At 73.3% G+C, this 17025-nt stretch carries 15 protein-coding genes; 9 read left to right on the forward strand and 6 right to left on the reverse strand.

Annotated elements, in window-relative coordinates; translation table 11 throughout:
• Positions 1–84: 84 nt before the first annotated feature.
• Both FHU33_RS01850 and FHU33_RS26120 read left to right on the forward strand, forming a co-directional pair.
• Complete coding sequence (locus tag FHU33_RS01850) at positions 85–1782, forward strand: phosphoenolpyruvate--protein phosphotransferase (RefSeq protein ID WP_142023817.1); 1698 nt, start codon at positions 85–87, stop codon at positions 1780–1782.
• Positions 1783–1914: 132 nt separating this feature from the next.
• Positions 1915–2046: a hypothetical protein gene (locus FHU33_RS26120; protein WP_281281601.1), complete on the forward strand. Its 132-nt coding sequence runs from the start codon at positions 1915–1917 to the stop codon at positions 2044–2046.
• Between the two features lie 142 nt (positions 2047–2188).
• Here FHU33_RS26120 and FHU33_RS01855 read toward each other — a convergent pair whose 3' ends face one another.
• On the reverse strand, positions 2189–2674 hold the full coding sequence (locus tag FHU33_RS01855; RefSeq protein ID WP_142023818.1) for a DUF4396 domain-containing protein: 486 nt from the start codon (positions 2672–2674) through the stop codon (positions 2189–2191).
• Positions 2675–2960: 286 nt separating this feature from the next.
• Here FHU33_RS01855 and FHU33_RS01860 point away from each other — a divergent pair, with 286 nt between their 5' ends.
• On the forward strand, positions 2961–5042 hold the full coding sequence (locus FHU33_RS01860; protein ID WP_246063211.1) for a diguanylate cyclase domain-containing protein: 2082 nt from the start codon (positions 2961–2963) through the stop codon (positions 5040–5042).
• 99 nt (positions 5043–5141) lie between these two features.
• Here the strand turns inward: FHU33_RS01860 and FHU33_RS01865 are convergent, their stop codons facing one another.
• On the reverse strand, positions 5142–5972 hold the full coding sequence (locus FHU33_RS01865) for a tyrosine-protein phosphatase (RefSeq protein WP_142023819.1): 831 nt from the start codon (positions 5970–5972) through the stop codon (positions 5142–5144).
• Positions 5973–6157: 185 nt separating this feature from the next.
• Here FHU33_RS01865 and FHU33_RS01870 point away from each other — a divergent pair, with 185 nt between their 5' ends.
• The 5 genes from FHU33_RS01870 to FHU33_RS01890 are packed head-to-tail and all read left to right on the forward strand — an operon-like array spanning position 6158 to position 11027.
• On the forward strand, positions 6158–7381 hold the full coding sequence (locus FHU33_RS01870; protein WP_142023820.1) for a substrate-binding domain-containing protein: 1224 nt from the start codon (positions 6158–6160) through the stop codon (positions 7379–7381).
• A 19-nt stretch (positions 7382–7400) separates the two neighbouring features.
• Positions 7401–8192, forward strand: coding sequence for an ABC transporter ATP-binding protein (locus FHU33_RS01875; RefSeq protein ID WP_142023821.1), 792 nt, complete (start codon positions 7401–7403; stop codon positions 8190–8192).
• Positions 8189–9004: an ABC transporter ATP-binding protein gene (locus FHU33_RS01880; protein WP_211354973.1), complete on the forward strand. Its 816-nt coding sequence runs from the start codon at positions 8189–8191 to the stop codon at positions 9002–9004. The genes FHU33_RS01875 and FHU33_RS01880 overlap by 4 nt, the downstream gene beginning before the upstream one ends.
• Positions 9001–9885, forward strand: coding sequence for a branched-chain amino acid ABC transporter permease (locus FHU33_RS01885; RefSeq protein ID WP_142023822.1), 885 nt, complete (start codon positions 9001–9003; stop codon positions 9883–9885). Before FHU33_RS01880 ends, FHU33_RS01885 begins: the two co-directional genes overlap by 4 nt.
• Complete coding sequence (locus FHU33_RS01890) at positions 9882–11027, forward strand: branched-chain amino acid ABC transporter permease (RefSeq protein WP_142023823.1); 1146 nt, start codon at positions 9882–9884, stop codon at positions 11025–11027. Before FHU33_RS01885 ends, FHU33_RS01890 begins: the two co-directional genes overlap by 4 nt.
• Before the next feature lie 112 nt (positions 11028–11139).
• On the opposite strand, the gene FHU33_RS01895 is transcribed toward FHU33_RS01890, so the two are convergent.
• The 3 genes from FHU33_RS01895 to FHU33_RS01905 form a co-directional block, all read right to left on the reverse strand.
• On the reverse strand, positions 11140–12006 hold the full coding sequence (locus FHU33_RS01895; protein WP_142023824.1) for a 3-methyladenine DNA glycosylase: 867 nt from the start codon (positions 12004–12006) through the stop codon (positions 11140–11142).
• Positions 12007–12254: 248 nt separating this feature from the next.
• Positions 12255–14213: a helix-turn-helix domain-containing protein gene (locus FHU33_RS01900; RefSeq protein ID WP_142023825.1), complete on the reverse strand. Its 1959-nt coding sequence runs from the start codon at positions 14211–14213 to the stop codon at positions 12255–12257.
• A 17-nt stretch (positions 14214–14230) separates the two neighbouring features.
• Positions 14231–14986, reverse strand: a complete 756-nt coding sequence (locus FHU33_RS01905; protein WP_142023826.1) for a 3-hydroxybutyrate dehydrogenase — start codon at positions 14984–14986, stop codon at positions 14231–14233.
• Between the two features lie 263 nt (positions 14987–15249).
• On the opposite strand from FHU33_RS01905, the gene FHU33_RS01910 reads away from it, so the two are divergent.
• Positions 15250–16617, forward strand: a complete 1368-nt coding sequence (locus tag FHU33_RS01910; RefSeq protein ID WP_142023827.1) for an MFS transporter — start codon at positions 15250–15252, stop codon at positions 16615–16617.
• Between the two features lie 204 nt (positions 16618–16821).
• Here the strand turns inward: FHU33_RS01910 and FHU33_RS01915 are convergent, their stop codons facing one another.
• Positions 16822–17004, reverse strand: a complete 183-nt coding sequence (locus tag FHU33_RS01915; protein ID WP_142023828.1) for a hypothetical protein — start codon at positions 17002–17004, stop codon at positions 16822–16824.
• Positions 17005–17025: the final 21 nt, after the last annotated feature.

Raw genomic sequence — 17025 nt, forward strand, 5'->3', positions numbered from 1 at the left:
CGTTGACAAGTCAACAGGGATTGGTGACTCTGGTCACCAAGCCCGCGGGAGACCCCCGCCCCTCTCGTCCGCAGCGAGGTCCCCATGTCGAGCACCGTCTCCCCGCCCGCGTCCCTCGGGCCTGCCGTCCTCACGGGCACGCCCGTGGTCCCGGGGGCCGCCGTCGGTCCGGTGGTGCGCCCCTCGGGCGCGGTCCGCCTTCCGGCCGAGTCGGAGGCCGCGGTGCCGCAGGCCGATCGGGAGGCGGAGAAGGCCCGCTACAGGGCGGCCGCCGAACTGGTGGCCGAGCGGCTGAGCGCCCGCGCCGCCGCGTCGACCGGGGTGAGTGCCGAGGTGCTCAGCACGACGGCGGGGATCGCACGGGACCGGGCGTTGCGCACCACCGCCGAACAGCGGATCGAGGAGGGCGTGCCGGCCGCCGTGGCGGCCGTCCAGGCGGCCCAGCAGTTCATGGACATGTTCGCGGCGCTGGGTGGCCTGATGGCCGAGCGGGTACCGGACGTGCGCGACGTCCGTGACCGGCTCGTCGCGGAGCTCACCGGGCAGGGGGAGCCGGGCATCCCGGCGCCCGACGTGCCGTCGGTCCTGCTCGCCGAGGACCTCGCGCCGGCCGACACCGCCGGCCTGGACCCGGCACGGATCCTCGGGCTGGCCACCCGGCTGGGCGGCACGACGAGCCACACCGCGATCATCGCCCGCCAGCTCGGCCTGCCGTGCGTCGTCGGTGTCGGTGGTCTCGACGACGTCCCCGTGGGTGCCACCGTGCTGATCGACGGTGAGCAGGGAACGGTCACGGTGGACCCCGAGCCTGCGAAGGCGCGGGCGCAGGTGGATGCAGCGAGACTGGCCGCCGAGGCGCTGGCCGGTTACCGCGGACCAGGTCGCACGCGGGACGGGCGCGTCGTCCAGGTGCTGGCCAACGTGCAGGACGGTGCGGGTGCCCGCGCGGCCGCCGACGCGCACGCGGAGGGCGTCGGCCTCTTCCGGACGGAGCTGGCGTTCCTCGGGCGCGCGGCGGAGCCGTCGGTGGACGAGCAGGCCACCGGGTACGCCGAGGTACTGGCGGCCTTCCCGGGCCGGAAGGTCGTCGTCCGGACGCTGGATGCAGGCTCGGACAAGCCGCTGGCCTTCGCCACGCCGCCGGACGAGGCCAACCCGGCGCTCGGCGTCCGTGGCCTTCGGGTGGCCCGCCGGAACCCCCGGCTTCTCGAACGCCAGCTCGACGCCATCGCGGAGGCGGCGGCCCGGACGGCGTCGACGCCGTGGGTGATGGCCCCGATGGTCGCCACGGTCCCGGAGGCGGCCGGTTTCGCGGCCGCCGTGCGCGCCCGCGGCCTGGTTCCCGGGGTGATGATCGAGGTGCCCTCGGCCGCGCTCCACGCCGAGCGGCTGTTGGCGCACGTCGACTTCCTGTCCATCGGCACCAACGACCTGTCGCAGTACGCGCTCGCCGCCGACCGGCTCTCCGCCGACCTCGCCGAGCTGACCGACCCCTGGCAGCCCGCGCTCCTCGAGCTCGTCGCCCTGACGGCTGGCGCCGGTCGCCGCGCGGGGAAGCCGGTGGGCGTCTGCGGCGAGGCGGCTGCCGATCCACTGCTGGGCTGCGTCCTCGTCGGGCTCGGGGTCGGCTCGCTGTCCTGCGCGACCTCCGCCGTGGCGCGGGTGGGTGCCCGGCTGTCCACCGTCGACCTGACCGCCTGCGAGCGTGCGGCCGAGGCGGCGCTGGCCACCGACGACCCCCAGGCGGCCCGGGCGGCCGCACGGAGGGTCCTCGTCGGGTGATCACTCTCACCCCGAAGAGTGAGAGAACATCGGCCTTGCTTGAGTTCTACCTGCGATTCGTCGGAATAGAGTGGAGTAAGCCTGCATTGCTAAGGGAGCAGGCGCACCACTTCGATGAAAGAGGCAGTAGAGATGAGCAGCGTGACGACCCGGTGGCAGCAGCGTCGACAGGCGGCGCGTACCCGGCGGGCACTGAACCAGGCGCTCGCTCGCACGAGCAGCCCGGCGATGCGCGACGAGCTCCTCACCATCGCCAACCGCTGACGCGACGGCGGCCCCGAGCCGCTGACGCGATCGCGGCGCCCGGCCCCTGACGCGGGTGGCCGCCCGGTGCGGCACCGCTCCGGCAACGCGACCCCGACCTCCTCCGGAGGCCGGGGTCGTCTGCTGTCCGGGGGTGGCGGGTTCAGTGCACGGCGTGGACGACGGCGTGCCCCTTGCCGCGGCTCATCAGCGCCCGGTTGATCGGCAGGGTGACCACGAAGGCCACGGCGAGCGCCCCCGCCAGCGACACCCAGAACACGGCACCGGCGATGCCCGCCTCCATCGCCCCGGGGACCGTCAGCACCACCGCGTTGTCGACGATCTCCATGACGGCGATCGACACGGTGTCCGCAGCCAAGGCGACCCGTAGGGCGGCGCGGAACGGCAGGCCGGCCCGGAGGACGCCCCGCATCGTCAGGGCGTAGCCGAAGACGAAGGCCAGTGTCACCGCCAGGGCCACCGTGGCGGCATCGTGAAGCCCCAGCGACGTGCCGATGACCATGCCGAGCACCTCGCCGATCGCGCAGCCGGTGAGGCAGTGCAGGGTCGCCTGCCGCGCGGCCGCCCACGACACCCGTTGCGGACTGCTGTCATGCTGTAGCCGTGAGTGCACGGAATCGCGGTGCATGGAGGCCTCCTTGCGCTGCATGTACCCCTAGGGGGTATATGACCCCCGGTGTACTCCGCTGGGCGCCGCCGCGCAAGGCCCCCGCCGCCCACGACGCCGAGCGGGCCCGAGGGTGCTCGGCGTCACCTCTGCAAGCCCATTCACCCGACCGGGTGACGACGCTCAGGAACCGGTCGGTTCCTGCCGTTCCAGCACTCGTGCGCATCCACGGGACCTCCCTGCCTCGGGTCGCGTCCGTCCGGCGGGCCGCCCGGCCATCGGGGTCCCCTCCGCCCGGGCGCCGGCTGTGACGGGGCCGCTGGGCGAGGCGCGCGAGACCTCCGGCGCGACCACCGGAGGGCTGCTGCGGTACGTGCGCACGGTCGCGGGTGAGGAGGGGGTCGACCGCGTCCTGCTGAGCGCGGGACTGCCCTACACGGCCGACCAGCTCGAGGACCAGTCGCTGTGGTGGAGCTACGACACGCGCATCCGGCTCTTCGCCGCGGCCACCGAGGTCCTCGCCGACCCAGGGCTGCTGTTCAAGGTCGGCACGGCGGCGCTGCACAGCGGGCTGGCCCACTCGATGGTCATCCTGCTGCGGGCCATGGGCACCCCCCGGCAGGTCTTCCGGCAGCTGCCGCGGGCCGTCGCCAAGTTCAGCACGACGTCGACGATGGAGATCCTGGACGCGTCCGCCACCTCCGCGACCATCCGCTACACGCTGCACCCGGGTTACGAGCACTCACGGCTGGACTGCATCTACGCCCAGGGGCTCCTGAGCACGGTCCCGACGATCTTCGGCCTGTCCGCGGCGCGCATCACGCATGACGAGTGCGAGTCCGACGGGCACCCGGCCTGCCTCTACACCCTGACCTGGGACCGGCGCATCCGGCGGCCGCGCCGCCGGGAGAGCGAGCGCTCGGCCGACCTGGAGCTCAGGGCCCTGCGTGGGCAGCTGAGCAATCTCCAGTCGGCCGGCGCGGACCTCGTCGGCAGCGACGACCTCGACAGCGTGCTGCACCGCATCGTCGCCCGCGCCGCCGAAGCAGTCCTCGCGCCGGCCTACCTGCTGGCCGTCGACGCCCCTGCAGGCGGCGAGCCGCTGGTGCACAGCGTCGGCGTGCCCCAGGACCGGGCCGCCGGACTCGCTGCCACCCTGCTCGCCGGTGGGGACCTCGGTCAGAGCGCCGTCGTCGTAGAGGTGGCCTCGGCCCGCCGCTCGCACGGCCGGCTGGCCGCCCTGTACGGCACCTCCCCGGACACCAACTACGGCGCGATGGGCGACGAGGCCTCCTTGCTCACGGCGTACGCCGGCCACGCGGCTGCGGCGCTGGATCTGCTGTTCGCCCTGGACGGCGCTCGCCAGGAGGCGGTCCGCGCCAGTGCCCTGCTCGAGCTGGCCCACGAGCTGGCCGCTGCCGCGGACGCGGCCGCGGTGACCGAGGTCGTCGCCGAAGCGCTCCCGCGCATCGTCGGCTGCACCCGCTCCAGCCTCCTGCTCTGGGACCCGGGGGCGGGCGTCCTCCGCGCATCGGCGTCCTTCGGCATGACCGACGAGCAGACCGCCCGGCTGCACGGCGCCGAGCTGCGGCCCGAGGACACCCCGGAGCTGATCGGGATGCTCACCGACCGCTCGCCGCTGATCATCGACGACAGCACGAGCAGCCCGGCCCTCCGGGCGCTGTTGCAGGCGATCAGCAGTTCCGACGTCGCGGCCGTTCCGCTGCTGGCCGGCAGCACCTTCCTCGGCGTGGCGACGGCGGGCTGGCAGCCCGGCGAGGCGCCCCCGTCTCTCGCCGGTGACGTCCTCGCCCGCCTCCGCGGTGTCGGCGACCAGGCCTCCACCGCCCTGCAGAAGGCCCGGCTGCTCGAGACGGTGAGCCACCAGGCCACCCATGACGCCCTCACCGGCCTGCCGAACCGCGTGCTCTTCCTGAGCCGGCTGCAGAGCGAGCTGCCCGAGGCCCGGCACGGAGCACACCTGGGCGTGCTCTTCTGCGACCTCGACCGGTTCAAGGAGGTCAACGACGCGCTCGGCCACGCCGCCGGTGACGAGCTGCTCCGTCAGGTCGCGGCACGGCTGCGGTCGGCGCTGCGCCCGGGCGACACCGTCGGCCGGCTCAGCGGGGACGAGTTCGCGGTCATCCTGCCCGGCCTCGTCCACCCCGACGACGCCCACGGGTTGGCTGCGCGCGTCGCCGCGTGCTTCGCCGAGCCGTTCCGGCTCGAGGGCACCGACGTCACGGTGGGCACCAGCGTCGGCGTCGCGGTGCACGGCGACGGTGCGGTACGGACGGCCGAGCAGCTGCTGCGCGAGGCCGATGCGGCGATGTACCGGCACAAGCAGCGCAGCAGGCGCGGCGCCGGCACTTCCCGCGGCCCCGTCTAGAGGCTCGCCCCGAGCTCGCGAGGGCTGATGACCCCGTCCAGAGGCTCGCCGCGAGACTTGCGAGTGGTGAGGAGGACGGGAACCTCTCGGGGATGTTCTTCAGTCCCGCAGGCGGGCGCGCAGCGCGGCCTGCTCCTCGGCGCCGAAGCCGTGCGCGTCCAGCCAACCCAGCGGGCCGCCGTGCCGTTCGTCGAGCAGCGTCAGCACGCGGGCCATCGTCTCGGCCCGCGGCGTGTGGCTGGCGACGTCCCGCGTTCCCATGTCCTCGGCGTAGGTCGGTGACGCGGCCAGCTTCGCGACCAGGGCGTCGATGATCTCGGCGGTCATGGCGTAGTCGGCCACGATCTCCTCGTGCGGCACCCCCGCGACGGCCAGGGACAACGCGCAGACGACGCCGGTGCGGTCCTTGCCGGCGGCGCAGTGCACGACCGAGGCGCCGGAGGCCCGGGTGATCGCGCGGAGTGCGCCGACCACGTTGTCGGCACGGTGGTCGAGATAGCCCAGGTAGGAGCGCACGGCCGGGTGCTCGCCCTGGTCGTGCTCGGCGACCTGCCGGGGGAGCAGCGACTCCGTCCAGCCGGCCGGCAGATCCAGCTCGGCGTCGTCCTCCTCCACCGCGAAGACGTCGGTGTGGTGGCCGCGCTCGGGCAGCAGGCTGAAGTGCCGGTGTGTGACCTGCGGGACGTCGCGCAGCGGACCGCGGCCCTCGAGCAGGACCTCCGCGGTGGTGCGCAGGTCGATCACCTGACGCAGGCCGATGTCGCCGACCAGCCGCCGGACGTCGTCCGGGCTGAGGGTCTGCAGGTTGTCGCTGCGCAGGATCCGGCCGGGCACGGTGCGGCCGCCGTCGGTCGTGGGCAGCCCACCCAGGTCGCGGGTGTTCGTGGTGCCGTCGAGCCGCACCCAGCGGCCGGTGCGGGTGGAGGTCACCCGACGACGGTACGACGTCCGCGTCTCCGGCCCCGGCCGGAGCAGGGTGGCCGTCCTCGGGATGTCGGTCACAGCCACAGGATTCGACCAGGGTGTGGGGCGCGCCTACATGGGCACCTGATCACGCGCTCCTTACGGTGTGGTCCAGCCCACTTGTGCACTGACGCACACCCGAGGAGATCGCCATGTCCCGCACCAGTTCCCGGTCCGTTCCGCTCGCCGTGGCGGCGGCCGGCGTCCTCGCCCTCAGTACCGCCTGCGGCAGCCCCGGCGCCCCCGCCGGCGACACCGGTGGTGGCGGCGGAGGCGAGGAAGGTGCGCCGGTGCAGGTCGGCCTGGTCACGTCCATCTCCGGGCCGCTGGCCGCCTACGGCGAGCAGTACCTCCAGGGCTTCGAGGCCTGCCTGGACTACGCGACCGACGGATCCGGTGAGGTCGCCGGACGGCCCATCGAGATCATCGAGCGCGACGACGCCGGAGACCCGGCCAAGGCCGTCGCCGAGGTCACCGATCTGATCGGCCAGGGCGTGCAGATCATCGCCGGCTCGGCGTCCTCCGGCGTCGCCACGCAGGTGGCCCCGCTGGCCGAGCAGAACGACGTCCTGTTCATCTCCGGTCCGGCCGCCACCGACGCGCTCACCGGGATCAACGACAACACGTTCCGATCCGGGCGGCAGACCTACCAGGACGTGCGGACGGCGCAGTCGTTCATCGGCGACGCCGCGGGCCAGACCGTGCTCGTCTTCGCGCAGGACAGCGCGTTCGGCCAGGCCAACGTCGCCGCGGTGACCGCGGTGCTGGGCGAGGAGGCCGGGGCCACCGTGACCCCGCTGCTGGTGCCGGCCAGCGCGACCGACCTCACGCCGTTCGCCGCCCAGGCGCGGGATGCCGGGGCCGACCTGACCTTCGTGGCCTGGGCCGGCGAGACCGCGCCCGCCATGTGGCAGGCCATGGGCCAGCAGGGCGTGTTCGACGCGACCAGCGTCGTCACCGGCCTGGACCTGCGGGCCTCCTACCCGACCTACGGCGAGCAGGCCTCCCAGCTGAACTTCCTCTCCCACTTCTTCGCCGAGGCGGTCGACAACGAGGTCAGCCAGGCCATGGCCGAGCGGGTCGAGGAGGCCGGCGGCACGGTCGACATCTTCACCCCCGACGGCTGCAACGCGGCGCAGATGATCGTGCGCGCCGTCGAGGAGGGCGGCGACGACGTCGCCGGGATGATCAGTGCACTCGAGGGCTGGACCTTCGACGGCGCCAAGGGCGAGATCACCATCCGCGAGGAGGACCACGCCATGCTGCAGCCGATGTTCACGGCCACGCTCGAGCAGCAGGGCGAGGAGTTCGCCCCGGTCCTGGTCGACACGCTCGACCCTGAGGAGACCGCGCCGCCGGTCACCGCCGGCTCCTGAGCCGGGGAGCCGCGTGTCCATGAGCACCCAGCCGGCACCGGCCGCCCGCCCCGCTGCGGGCGCGCCGGTGCTGCAGGTCGAGGGCCTCACGTGCGCGATCGGTGGGGCGGTCATCGTCGACGGCGTCGGCTTCGACGTCGCCCCCGGTGAGTTCGTCGCCGTCATCGGGCCCAACGGCGCGGGGAAGACGTCGCTGTTCAACCTGCTCTCCGGCCTGCTGCCGGTGACCGGCGGAACCGTCACGCTGGCCGGTGCCGACATCACCCGCGAGAGCCCGTCGGCACGAGCCCGCAGAGGCCTCGGCCGGACCTTCCAGGCGTCGTCGGTGTTCGTCGGGCTCACCGTGCGGGAGAACGTCCGGCTCGCCGCCCAGGCCAAGCTGGGCGGCAGCATGCGGCCGTGGCAGCGGGTGCGGCCCGGCGACGCCGCGCAGGAGGTCGCGGGGCGCTCCCTGGAGCGGGTGGGCCTGGGCGCCCGGGGCGAGGACCTCGCCGGCGCGCTCTCGCACGGCGACAAGCGCAAGCTCGAGCTGGCCATCCTGCTGGCCACCGACCCCGCCGTCGTCCTGCTGGACGAGCCGATGGCCGGTGTCAGCATCGAGGACGTCGCGGGGCTGACGGAGGTCATCGCCTCGGTGCACCGCGAGGAGGGCAAGACGGTGCTGATGGTCGAGCACCACATGGACGTGCTGCTGGGCCTCGCCGACCGCGTCGCCGTCATGCACCACGGCAAGCTGCTCGCGCTCGACACCCCGGCGAAGGTGACCAGCGACCCCGCCGTGCAGCAGGCCTACCTGGGGGAGTCGCTGTGAGTGAGACGCCGCTCCTGCAGATGACCGACGTGCACGTGCGGCTGTCGGGCAGCCACATCCTGCAGGGCGTGGACCTCGGCGTCCGGCGCGGCGGGGTCACGGCCCTGCTGGGGCGCAACGGCGCGGGCAAGACGACGACGGTCAAGGCGATCCTCGGCCTCGTCCCCTCCACCGGCGTCGTCGAGTTCACCGGCGAGGACGGCCGGACCGAGCGGCTGTCGGGCCGGCGGACCCACGAGATCGTCCGCCGCGGGATCGGCTATGCGCCGGAGGACCGCGAGGTCTTCGCCGGGCTGACCGTCGCGGAGAACCTGACCCTGGCCGAGCGGCGGGACTCCGCCCACCACCAGGACCGCGTGTTCGAGCTGTTCCCCGAGCTGAAGCAGCGCAGCAAGCAGCTCGCCGGCACCCTCTCGGGCGGTCAGCAGCAGATGGTCGCCATCGCGCGCCTGCTGCTCAACGACAACCAGCTGCTGCTCATCGACGAGCCGACCAAGGGCCTGGCACCGCTGCTCGTGGCCGAGGTCGCCGACGTGCTGGCCCGCGCGGCCGAGGAGGTGACGATCCTGCTCGTCGAGCAGAACCTGACCGTCGTCCAGCGGATGGCGCACGACGCCGTCGTCGTCGACCAGGGCCGGGTGGCCTGGACCGGGTCCGCCGCCGCGCTGCTGGCCGACACCGAACGCACGCGAGAGCTGCTCGGCGTGGCCTCGAGCGGAGGTGCGCACGCAGTGGGCGAGCTCGCGAGCCCACCAGGGACGGAGCCACCGGGTGGCATGCGTCGGGCGAGCGCCGGCGAGGCGGGCGCATGACGACCGTGGTGCTCCTGACCGTCACCGGGCTGGGCCTGGCGGCGCTGTACTTCCTCGTCGCGTCCGGCCTCTCGCTGATCTTCGGCCTGATGGGCGTGCTCAACTTCGCCCACGGCGCCTTCCTCACCATCGGCGCCTACGGCACCTGGTGGGCGGCCGGGAACCTGCCCGGGGCCGGCTCGACGGGCTGGGGCTTCGTGCTGGCCGTCGTCTTCGGCGTCGCCGTCGGCACCCTGGTGGCCGCGCTGATCGAGCTCTCGCTGATCCGACCGCTCTACGAGCGGCACATCGAGCAGGTGCTGGTCACGGTGGGCCTCAGCCTCGCGCTGGTGGCTCTCGTGCGGGCCATCTGGGGCGCCGACCCCCGGCCGTTCCCGCGGCCGGAGTGGGCCCAGCGGACGACGTCGGTGCTGGGCGCCAACGTGCCCAACGACCGCTTCCTGCTGATCGCCACCGCGATCGTGGTGCTCGTGGCGGTGCTGGCCTTCCTGCGGTTCACCCGCGTCGGCCTGATCATCCGCGCCGGGGTCGAGAACCGGTCGATGGTCACGGCGCTGGGGATCGACGTCCGCAAGGCGTTCACCCTGGTGTTCGCGATCGGTGGCGCGTTCGCCGCGCTGGCCGGGGCGCTGGGTGGCATCTACCTCGGCTCGATCTCGCCGGGACAGGGCACGTCGCTGCTGATCTTCGCCTTCATCGTCGTCGTGATCGGCGGGATGAGCTCGATCACCGGCACGGCGGCGGCCGCGGTGCTGGTCGGCCTGGTGCAGCAGTTCGCGAACTACTACGCCGCGAGTGGAGTGGGTGACCTGTCGGTGGTGCTGCTGCTCGCGGTGGTGCTGCTGGCCCGTCCCAGCGGTCTGACGGCGAGGATGGCATGAACCGGATGGGTGTGCGGCGGCTCGCGCCGCTGATCGTGCTGGTGGTCCTGGCGTTGCTGCCCTACTCCACGCTGCAGGTGCCCGGTCTCTTCGACGGGGTGCTCAACAGCCCGGGCACGCTGCAGCTGCTGGCGCTGTGCCTGGTCTTCGGCGGGGTCGCGCTCTCCTTCGACCTGCTGTTCGGGTTCACCGGGCTGCTCTCCTTCGGGCACGCGCTGTACTTCGCCGCCGGCACCTACGTCGCGAACCTGGCACTGACCGAGCTCGGCTGGGGCCTGGGGGCCGCGATCGCACTCACCACCGTGGTGGGCATCGCCCTGCCCCTGCTGATCGGCAGCGTCGCCCTGCGCGTGTCGGGCATCGCGTTCTCGATGGTCACGCTGGCCACCGCCCAGGTCGGGTCGATCATCGTGCTGCAGGACCCGGGCGGTCTCACCGGCGGCGAGGAGGGCCTGGCGGTCGACCGGAACCCCATCCCGGACGCCCTCATCGGGGTCTTCAACACCGTCAACAAGTACTGGCTGGCGCTGGCCTACCTCGTCCTCGTGTACGTGGTCGTCACCTGGGTCACCAGCTCGCGGGCCGGGCGGGTCTGGCAGGCGATCCGGGAGAACGAGCGCCGGGTCGAGGTGCTCGGGCTGCGGCCCTACCGCTTCAAACTGCTGGTCTTCGTGCTGGCGGGGCTGCTGGCCACGCTCGGCGGCATCGTGCACCTGCTCCTGCTCGGTGGCTCGACCCCGCGGGTGACGACCGCCGACTTCACGATCGGCCTGCTCGTCATGGTGGTGCTCGGCGGCGCGGGCAGCCGGTGGGGCGCGGTGCTGGGCGGGGTGCTCTACACGTACCTGGACTCGCGACTGACCGACCTGGCTCAGTCGCCCGCCGTCCAGGACCTGCCGGCCTGGCTGCAGATCCCGCTGTCGGAGCCGCTGTTCCTGCTGGGGACGCTGTTCGTGCTCGTCGTCCTCTTCGTGCCCGGCGGCATCGCCGGTCTGGTGGCCCAGCTGAGGGAGCGCCGGGCCGGCCGGCGCCCGAGCGGAGACGACGGCCCCGCTCCGGGTCGCGTGGTCGAGCAGCTGCGCGACCAGGTCACCGCCGGTACCGGTGTCGGCGCGGGCGCGCGCCCGCACGACGGCGTCTGATCGCACACCCCGCGGCATTCGACCTCGCGGTATCGCCGCCGTCCACGCGGTATACCGCGGGGAGGAGCACTGCATGGCGAGGTCGACGACCCGGACCGGGTCGAGCGGGAAGTCAGCCGCCCAGGAGCAGCTGGTCGCAGACGTCGATCAGGCGCTGGCGGAGGACGGCGCCGAGCTCGGCGAATACTCGCTGGGCGGCGACGTATTCGGCCTTGCCCTCGGGGGTCTCGATCGCGACCGGCTCGTACCCGTGCCCGCTGAGGTCGTACGGCGAGGCCCGCATGTCGAGCTCCCGGACCTCCACGGCCAGCTCGAAGCAGTCCGCGACCAGGTCACCCGGGGTCGCCGGGCTGAGCTTGTAGGCCCACTTGTAGAGGTCCATGCCGGCGTGCAGGCAGCCGGGCTGCTCCAGCTCCGGCTGGGTCTCCCGCGTCGGCTGGAGGCGATTGCGGCCCACGGCGTCCGGCGTGAAGAAGCGGAACGCGTCGACGTGCGTGCACCGGATCTGGTGCGCCTCCACGACCTCGTCGGTCCCGGCCCGACCGAGCCGGAGCGGTATCGCGTGTCGGGTCCCCGTGTCGCGGTAGACCATCGCCCACTCGTGCAGGCCGAAGCAGCCGGTGGACGCCGGGCGGGAAGCGGTCGCGGCGAGCAGCCGGCGCACGAAGCGGACGGTGTCGCCGCGGTCGGCGGCGAAGGCGTCGGCGTCGAGGTGCACGGTCGCGCCGTCGGTCACGTACCAGCGCCAGTCGGAGTGCGGTGCCGGACCGGCGAGGGCGACGCCCGGTCCCGGGTGCCAGCGGCGCAGCCGCCCCGGTGTCTCGGAGTAGTAGGTGAAGAGGAAGTCCAGGACCGGGTGGGTCCGCCCCTGGCGGCGGCGCTCCCGGTGCGGCGTCGTCCACCGGTCGATCCGCGCCTCGTGCGCGGCCGCCCGTGCCGTCCAGACGTCCACCGGCAGCTCGCTCAGCAGGACAGGCACCGGCCCAGCGTAGGAGCCGCCGGAAAGGACGTTCGGCGGTGACCGATCGGCCAGTCGATCCCTAGCGTTGCTCCATGGCGGAGAAACCGTGGACGTGCAGGCTGGGATTCCACTCCTACGTCCGTGAGCACCCGCGCGACGAACGTCCACCCGGTGCGGGCGGTGGTGATGAGGTGTGCCGGCGGTGCGGCAAGCGCCGCGGGGAGCCGGGCATCCCTCTGTCCGTGCTCGGCGGTTGAGCGCCTCGGTCAGTCGGGGACGGCGCCGGTGAGCCGGTGCAGCCGCAGCGCGAGCTGCACCTCCAGCGCCCGCTCCGGCGAGGACCACTCCTTGCCCAGGAGCCGGCTCACCCGGTCCAGGCGCTGGGTGACGGTGTTGACGTGCACCCGCAGTGCCTCGGCGGCCCGCGCGGGGGAGCTCCCCGCGTCGAAGAACGCCTGGAGCGTGCCCTCGAGATCGGTGCCGCGCTTGACGTCGTAGTCCAGCACCGGCGCCAGGGTCGCCTGCACGAACCCGCGGACGTCCCGGCCGTCGCCGACGAGCAGGCCGAAGAAGCCCAGCTCCTCGGCGCTCGCCGCCCCCCCGGCCCGGCCGAGCGCGATCAGCGTCGCGGCGCACCGCGCCGCCTCCTCGTGCGCCGGGGCCATGGACGCCGGACCGCGCGCCGGTCCGGCGCCGCCGACGGTCACGGTCCCGGCCCCGGCATTGCCCAGTTCGCGGCGGACGGTGGCCGCCGCGGCCCCCGGCTCGAGGTCGGGCAGGCACAGGACGACGCAGCCGTCGTGCGTCCCCGCCAGGCCTCCCCGCGTCGCCGCCAGGTGCGTGGCCGCGGCCAGCGCCCGCGATCGGCAACGCTCCTCGACGCGGGCCACGACGACCGCGTGCGGCCGGTCGAGGTCGGCGCCCAGCCGGCGGGCGCGTTCGCGTACCCCGTCGGGATCGCGGACGGTGGCGCCCAGCAGCTCCTCCAGCAGTTCCCCGCGCACGCGGTTCTCCGCCTCCCCGGCCGTCCGCCGGATGAGCAGGAGCAGCGCGGTCACGAGGGCCGCGCGCTCGAGGATGCGCTGGTCGGCCTCGGACAGCTCGTCGTCCCGGTGCAGGACGAGGCCGCCGAGCAGCTCGCTGTCCACCGTCACCGCGGCGGTCCACCAGGTGCCGTCGCGCACGGTGCGCCCGGTGGAACGGGCGAGGGTGAGGGCGCCGGCGGGATCGGGCGGCAGCTCGGCGGCGGCCTCGTCGCCGGAGATGCCGCCGTCAGCCGGAGTCACCCGCCCCTCCTCGTCGAGGACGGTGATGCTGCCGCCCAGGGCCTCGGTCACGGCGGCCGCGACGTCCTCGACGCCGCCGCCGCGCAGGACGACGTCGATGAACCGGTCGTGCGCGCCCGCTGCCCGCTCGACCGACGCGGTGTGGGCGCGCAGTTCCCGGCTGGCCGTGGACAGCTCGTCGAGCGCGGCCCGTGTCTCCTCGAGCAGCCGGGCGTTGTCCAGGGCGATCGCCGCGTGCGCGGCGAGCGACCCCAGCAGCGACACCTCCGACCGGTCGAAGGTGCGCTCGGTCCGGTCCGCGGCGAACAGCACCCCGATGACCTGCGAGCCGCGGATCAGGGGGACGCCGAGGATCGCGATGAGCCCCTCGTCGTGGACGCCGTCGTTGATCTCGCTGGTGTGCCGGAACCGGGCGTCGGTGAAGTAACTCGCCGTCGCGTACGGCGCCGCCGTCTGGGCGACCAGGCCGCCCAGCCCGACCCCCATCGGCAGCCGCAGCGCCTGGAAGCGGGCGGAGACCGATCCGTCGGTGACCCGCATGTAGGTGTCGCCGGCGGCGGGGTCGTTCAGCGTCAGGTACGAGACGTCGGTGCCCAGCAGCTGACGGGCGCGCCGCACGATCGCGGTGAGCACGGAGTCCACGCCGCGCAGCGCGGCGAGATCGCTCGCGGTGTCGAAGAGCGCCGACAGCTCCGACTCACGACGACGGCGCGCCGCGAAGGCCTCCCGTACCTCCAGGGCCAGCAGCTTCACCCGCTCGAGCTCGGCGAGCTCGTCGCCGTCGGCGCCGGCGGCACGCGCGCGGACCAGCGGGCGCTCGTACTCGATCGCCGCAGCGTCCTCCAGCAGCAGCTCGAAGTACTCGGCCGCCCGGCCCGCGGCCGGACGTGGTCCGTCGCCGGCAGCGGGCAAGGCCGGGGACCGGGTCACGACCGGCATTCTCGCCGGTCGCGCGCTCAATGTGCGCTCCACCCGCCGTCCATCACCAGCGAGGTGCCCGTGACCGAGGCCGCGGACGGCGAGCACAGCCAGGCCACGGCGTCGGCGACCTCGGCCGGCTCGATCAGCCGCTTCACCGCCGCGGGGGCCAGCATGATCTGTCCGACGACCTGGTCCTCCGAGAGACCGTGGGCCTTCGCCTGATCGGCGATCTGGCCCTCCACCAGCGGCGTCCGCACGTAGGCCGGGTTCACGCAGTTGGAGGTGACCCCCTTCTCGGCGCCCTCCAGGGCGATCACCTTCGACAGGCCTTCCAGGCCGTGCTTGGCCGTGACGTAGGCGGCCTTGTAGGCGGACGCGCGCAGCCCGTGGATCGAGCTGATGTTCACCACGCGGCCCCAGCCCCGCTCGTACATGTGCGGCAGTGCGCCGCGGGCCAGCCGGAAGGGCACCTCCACCATCAGCCGCAGGATGTAGGCGAACCGGTCGACCGGGAACTCGTGCACCGGCGCCACGTGCTGCAGCCCGGCGTTGTTCACGAGGATGTCCACCGCGAGGTCGAGCGCGTCGACAGCCTCGAGGTCGGACAGGTCCACGGCCACGGCCGTGCCCCCCACCTCGGCGGCCACCGCCTTCGCCGCCTCCGCGTCGCGGTCGACGACGACGACGTCGGCGCCCTCGTCGCCGAGGCGAACGGCGCAGGCCCGTCCGATGCCCGACGCTCCGCCGGTGATGAGTGCGCGACGTCCGACCAGGGGACCGTTGATCGCCATGGACGAGACGCTAGGCCGCGCCTGCGACACCCCCCACGGTCACAGCGCACACAGCTTCCGGCCGACCGGTGGTGTTCCACCACACCATGGTCGGGGATGAGGGAGACGACTGATTCGATCGTCGTCAACCCGGTTCGGCACCGGGCATGGCTGATCCCCACATGGCCTGCGTCACATTCCGGGCGATCCGGCACATGGCCGTGGTGCGGCCAGCGACCTAGCGTCCTTCCGGAACGACACCTGCCCCTCGACGAGGAGAGACCATGTCCGCACCCGCGCACTCCCCGACGCGCTTCGGCCGCGTCGTCGGCGCGAGCATCGTCGGCACCACCGTCGAGTGGTACGACTTCTTCCTGTACGGCTCGGCCGCCGCGCTCGTCTTCGGACCGCTCTTCTTCCCGGAGCAGGACGACTTCGTGCAGGTCCTCGCTGCCTTCGCCACCTACGCGGTCGGCTTCTTCGCCCGACCCGTCGGCGCACTCGTCTTCGGCCACTTCGGTGACCGTGTCGGCCGCAAGAAGCTGCTCGTCATCTCGCTGATGATGATGGGCGGCGCGACCTTCCTCATCGGCCTGCTGCCCACCTACGCCACCGTCGGCGTGCTGGCCCCGGTCCTGCTGATCGTCCTGCGCCTCGTCCAGGGCTTCGCGCTCGGCGGCGAGTGGGGCGGCGCGGTGCTGATCGTCTCCGAGCACGGCAAGCCCGAACACCGCGGGTTCTGGGCCTCCTGGCCGCAGGCCGGTGCCCCGGCGGGCAACCTCCTGGCCACGGGCGTTCTCGCGCTGCTGGCCGCGGTCCAGTCCGAGGAGACCTTCCTCGCCTGGGGCTGGCGGATCCCGTTCCTGCTCTCGGCCGTACTGATCATCGTCGGGCTGTGGGTGCGGCTGTCGGTGTCCGAGTCGCCGGTCTTCCTCGAAGCGCAGCGGGCCGCCGCGGCCAAGGCGGCGGAGACCGGAGTGGCCGAGAAGGCGCCGATCCTCACCGTGCTGACGCGCTACAAGCGCGAGGTGCTCACCGCCATGGGAGCGCGGATCGCCGAGAACGTCTCGTTCTACCTGCTGACGGCGTTCAGCCTCACGTACCTGGTGAACGTCGGCGGGCTGGACTCCTCGTTCGCGCTCAACGCAGTGCTGCTCGCATCAGCGGTGCACCTGGTGACCATCCCGATGTGGGGCCACCTCTCCGACCGGATCGGCCGCCGGCCGGTCTACCTGTTCGGCGCCGCGGGCATCGGGGTCTGGGCCTTCGTCTTCTTCGGCCTGCTGGACACCGGCAGCTTCGGGCTCGCGTTCGTGGCCATCACGGTCGGCCTGCTGTTCCACGGCGCGATGTACGGGCCGCAGGCGGCCTTCTTCTCCGAGCTGTTCGGCACCAAGGCCCGCTACACCGGCGTCTCGGTCGGTGCCCAACTGGCGTCTCTGGTGGCCGGGGCACCTGCACCGCTGATCGCGCTGGCGCTGCTGGGCAGCTTCGAGGAGCCCAACGTGCTGGCCGTGGCGTTCTACCTCGTCGCGTGCGCGGTGGTCACCCTGATAGCGGTGGCCTCCTACGGCGAGACGGCCAAGCGTGACCTCGCCGAGGACAAGGCAGTCGTGCTGCAGAAGGAGCGCCGGTCGGTCGAGTCCGTCTGACCCGAATCCACGACCGGCTCCCCGTGGCGACTGCCGCGGGGAGCCCGTCGTCCGTGCTGGGCAGGCCCCGGCTGACGAGAGCCCCTGCGTCCCTCCGGGGATTGTCCGGTCCCTTCGTGGCGTTGCCGCAGAACCCCGAGCTGATGTCGCGGCTCCGGGCGGTGGGTGACCAGCTGCCCTTCGACGGCGCGCTGAGCCCAGAGCTCAGTCGGCCTCGTTGCCCGGCCGCACGATGCCGTCGTCCTTCTGGGCGTCGTCGTCGGTGGTGAGGGTGGCTCCGCCGTCAGCAGGGACGTCGGCGCCCTCGTGCTGGCTGCCGCCGGGGCCGATGTCGCTGTCGGTCGTGTCGGGAGAGTCGTTGTAGCCGGTCGAGTCGGACTCGCTCATGGGGTTCCTCGGTCTGTCTCG

This window comes from Blastococcus colisei, from assembly GCF_006717095.1.
Taxonomy (GTDB): Bacteria; Actinomycetota; Actinomycetes; order Mycobacteriales; family Geodermatophilaceae; genus Blastococcus_B; species Blastococcus_B colisei.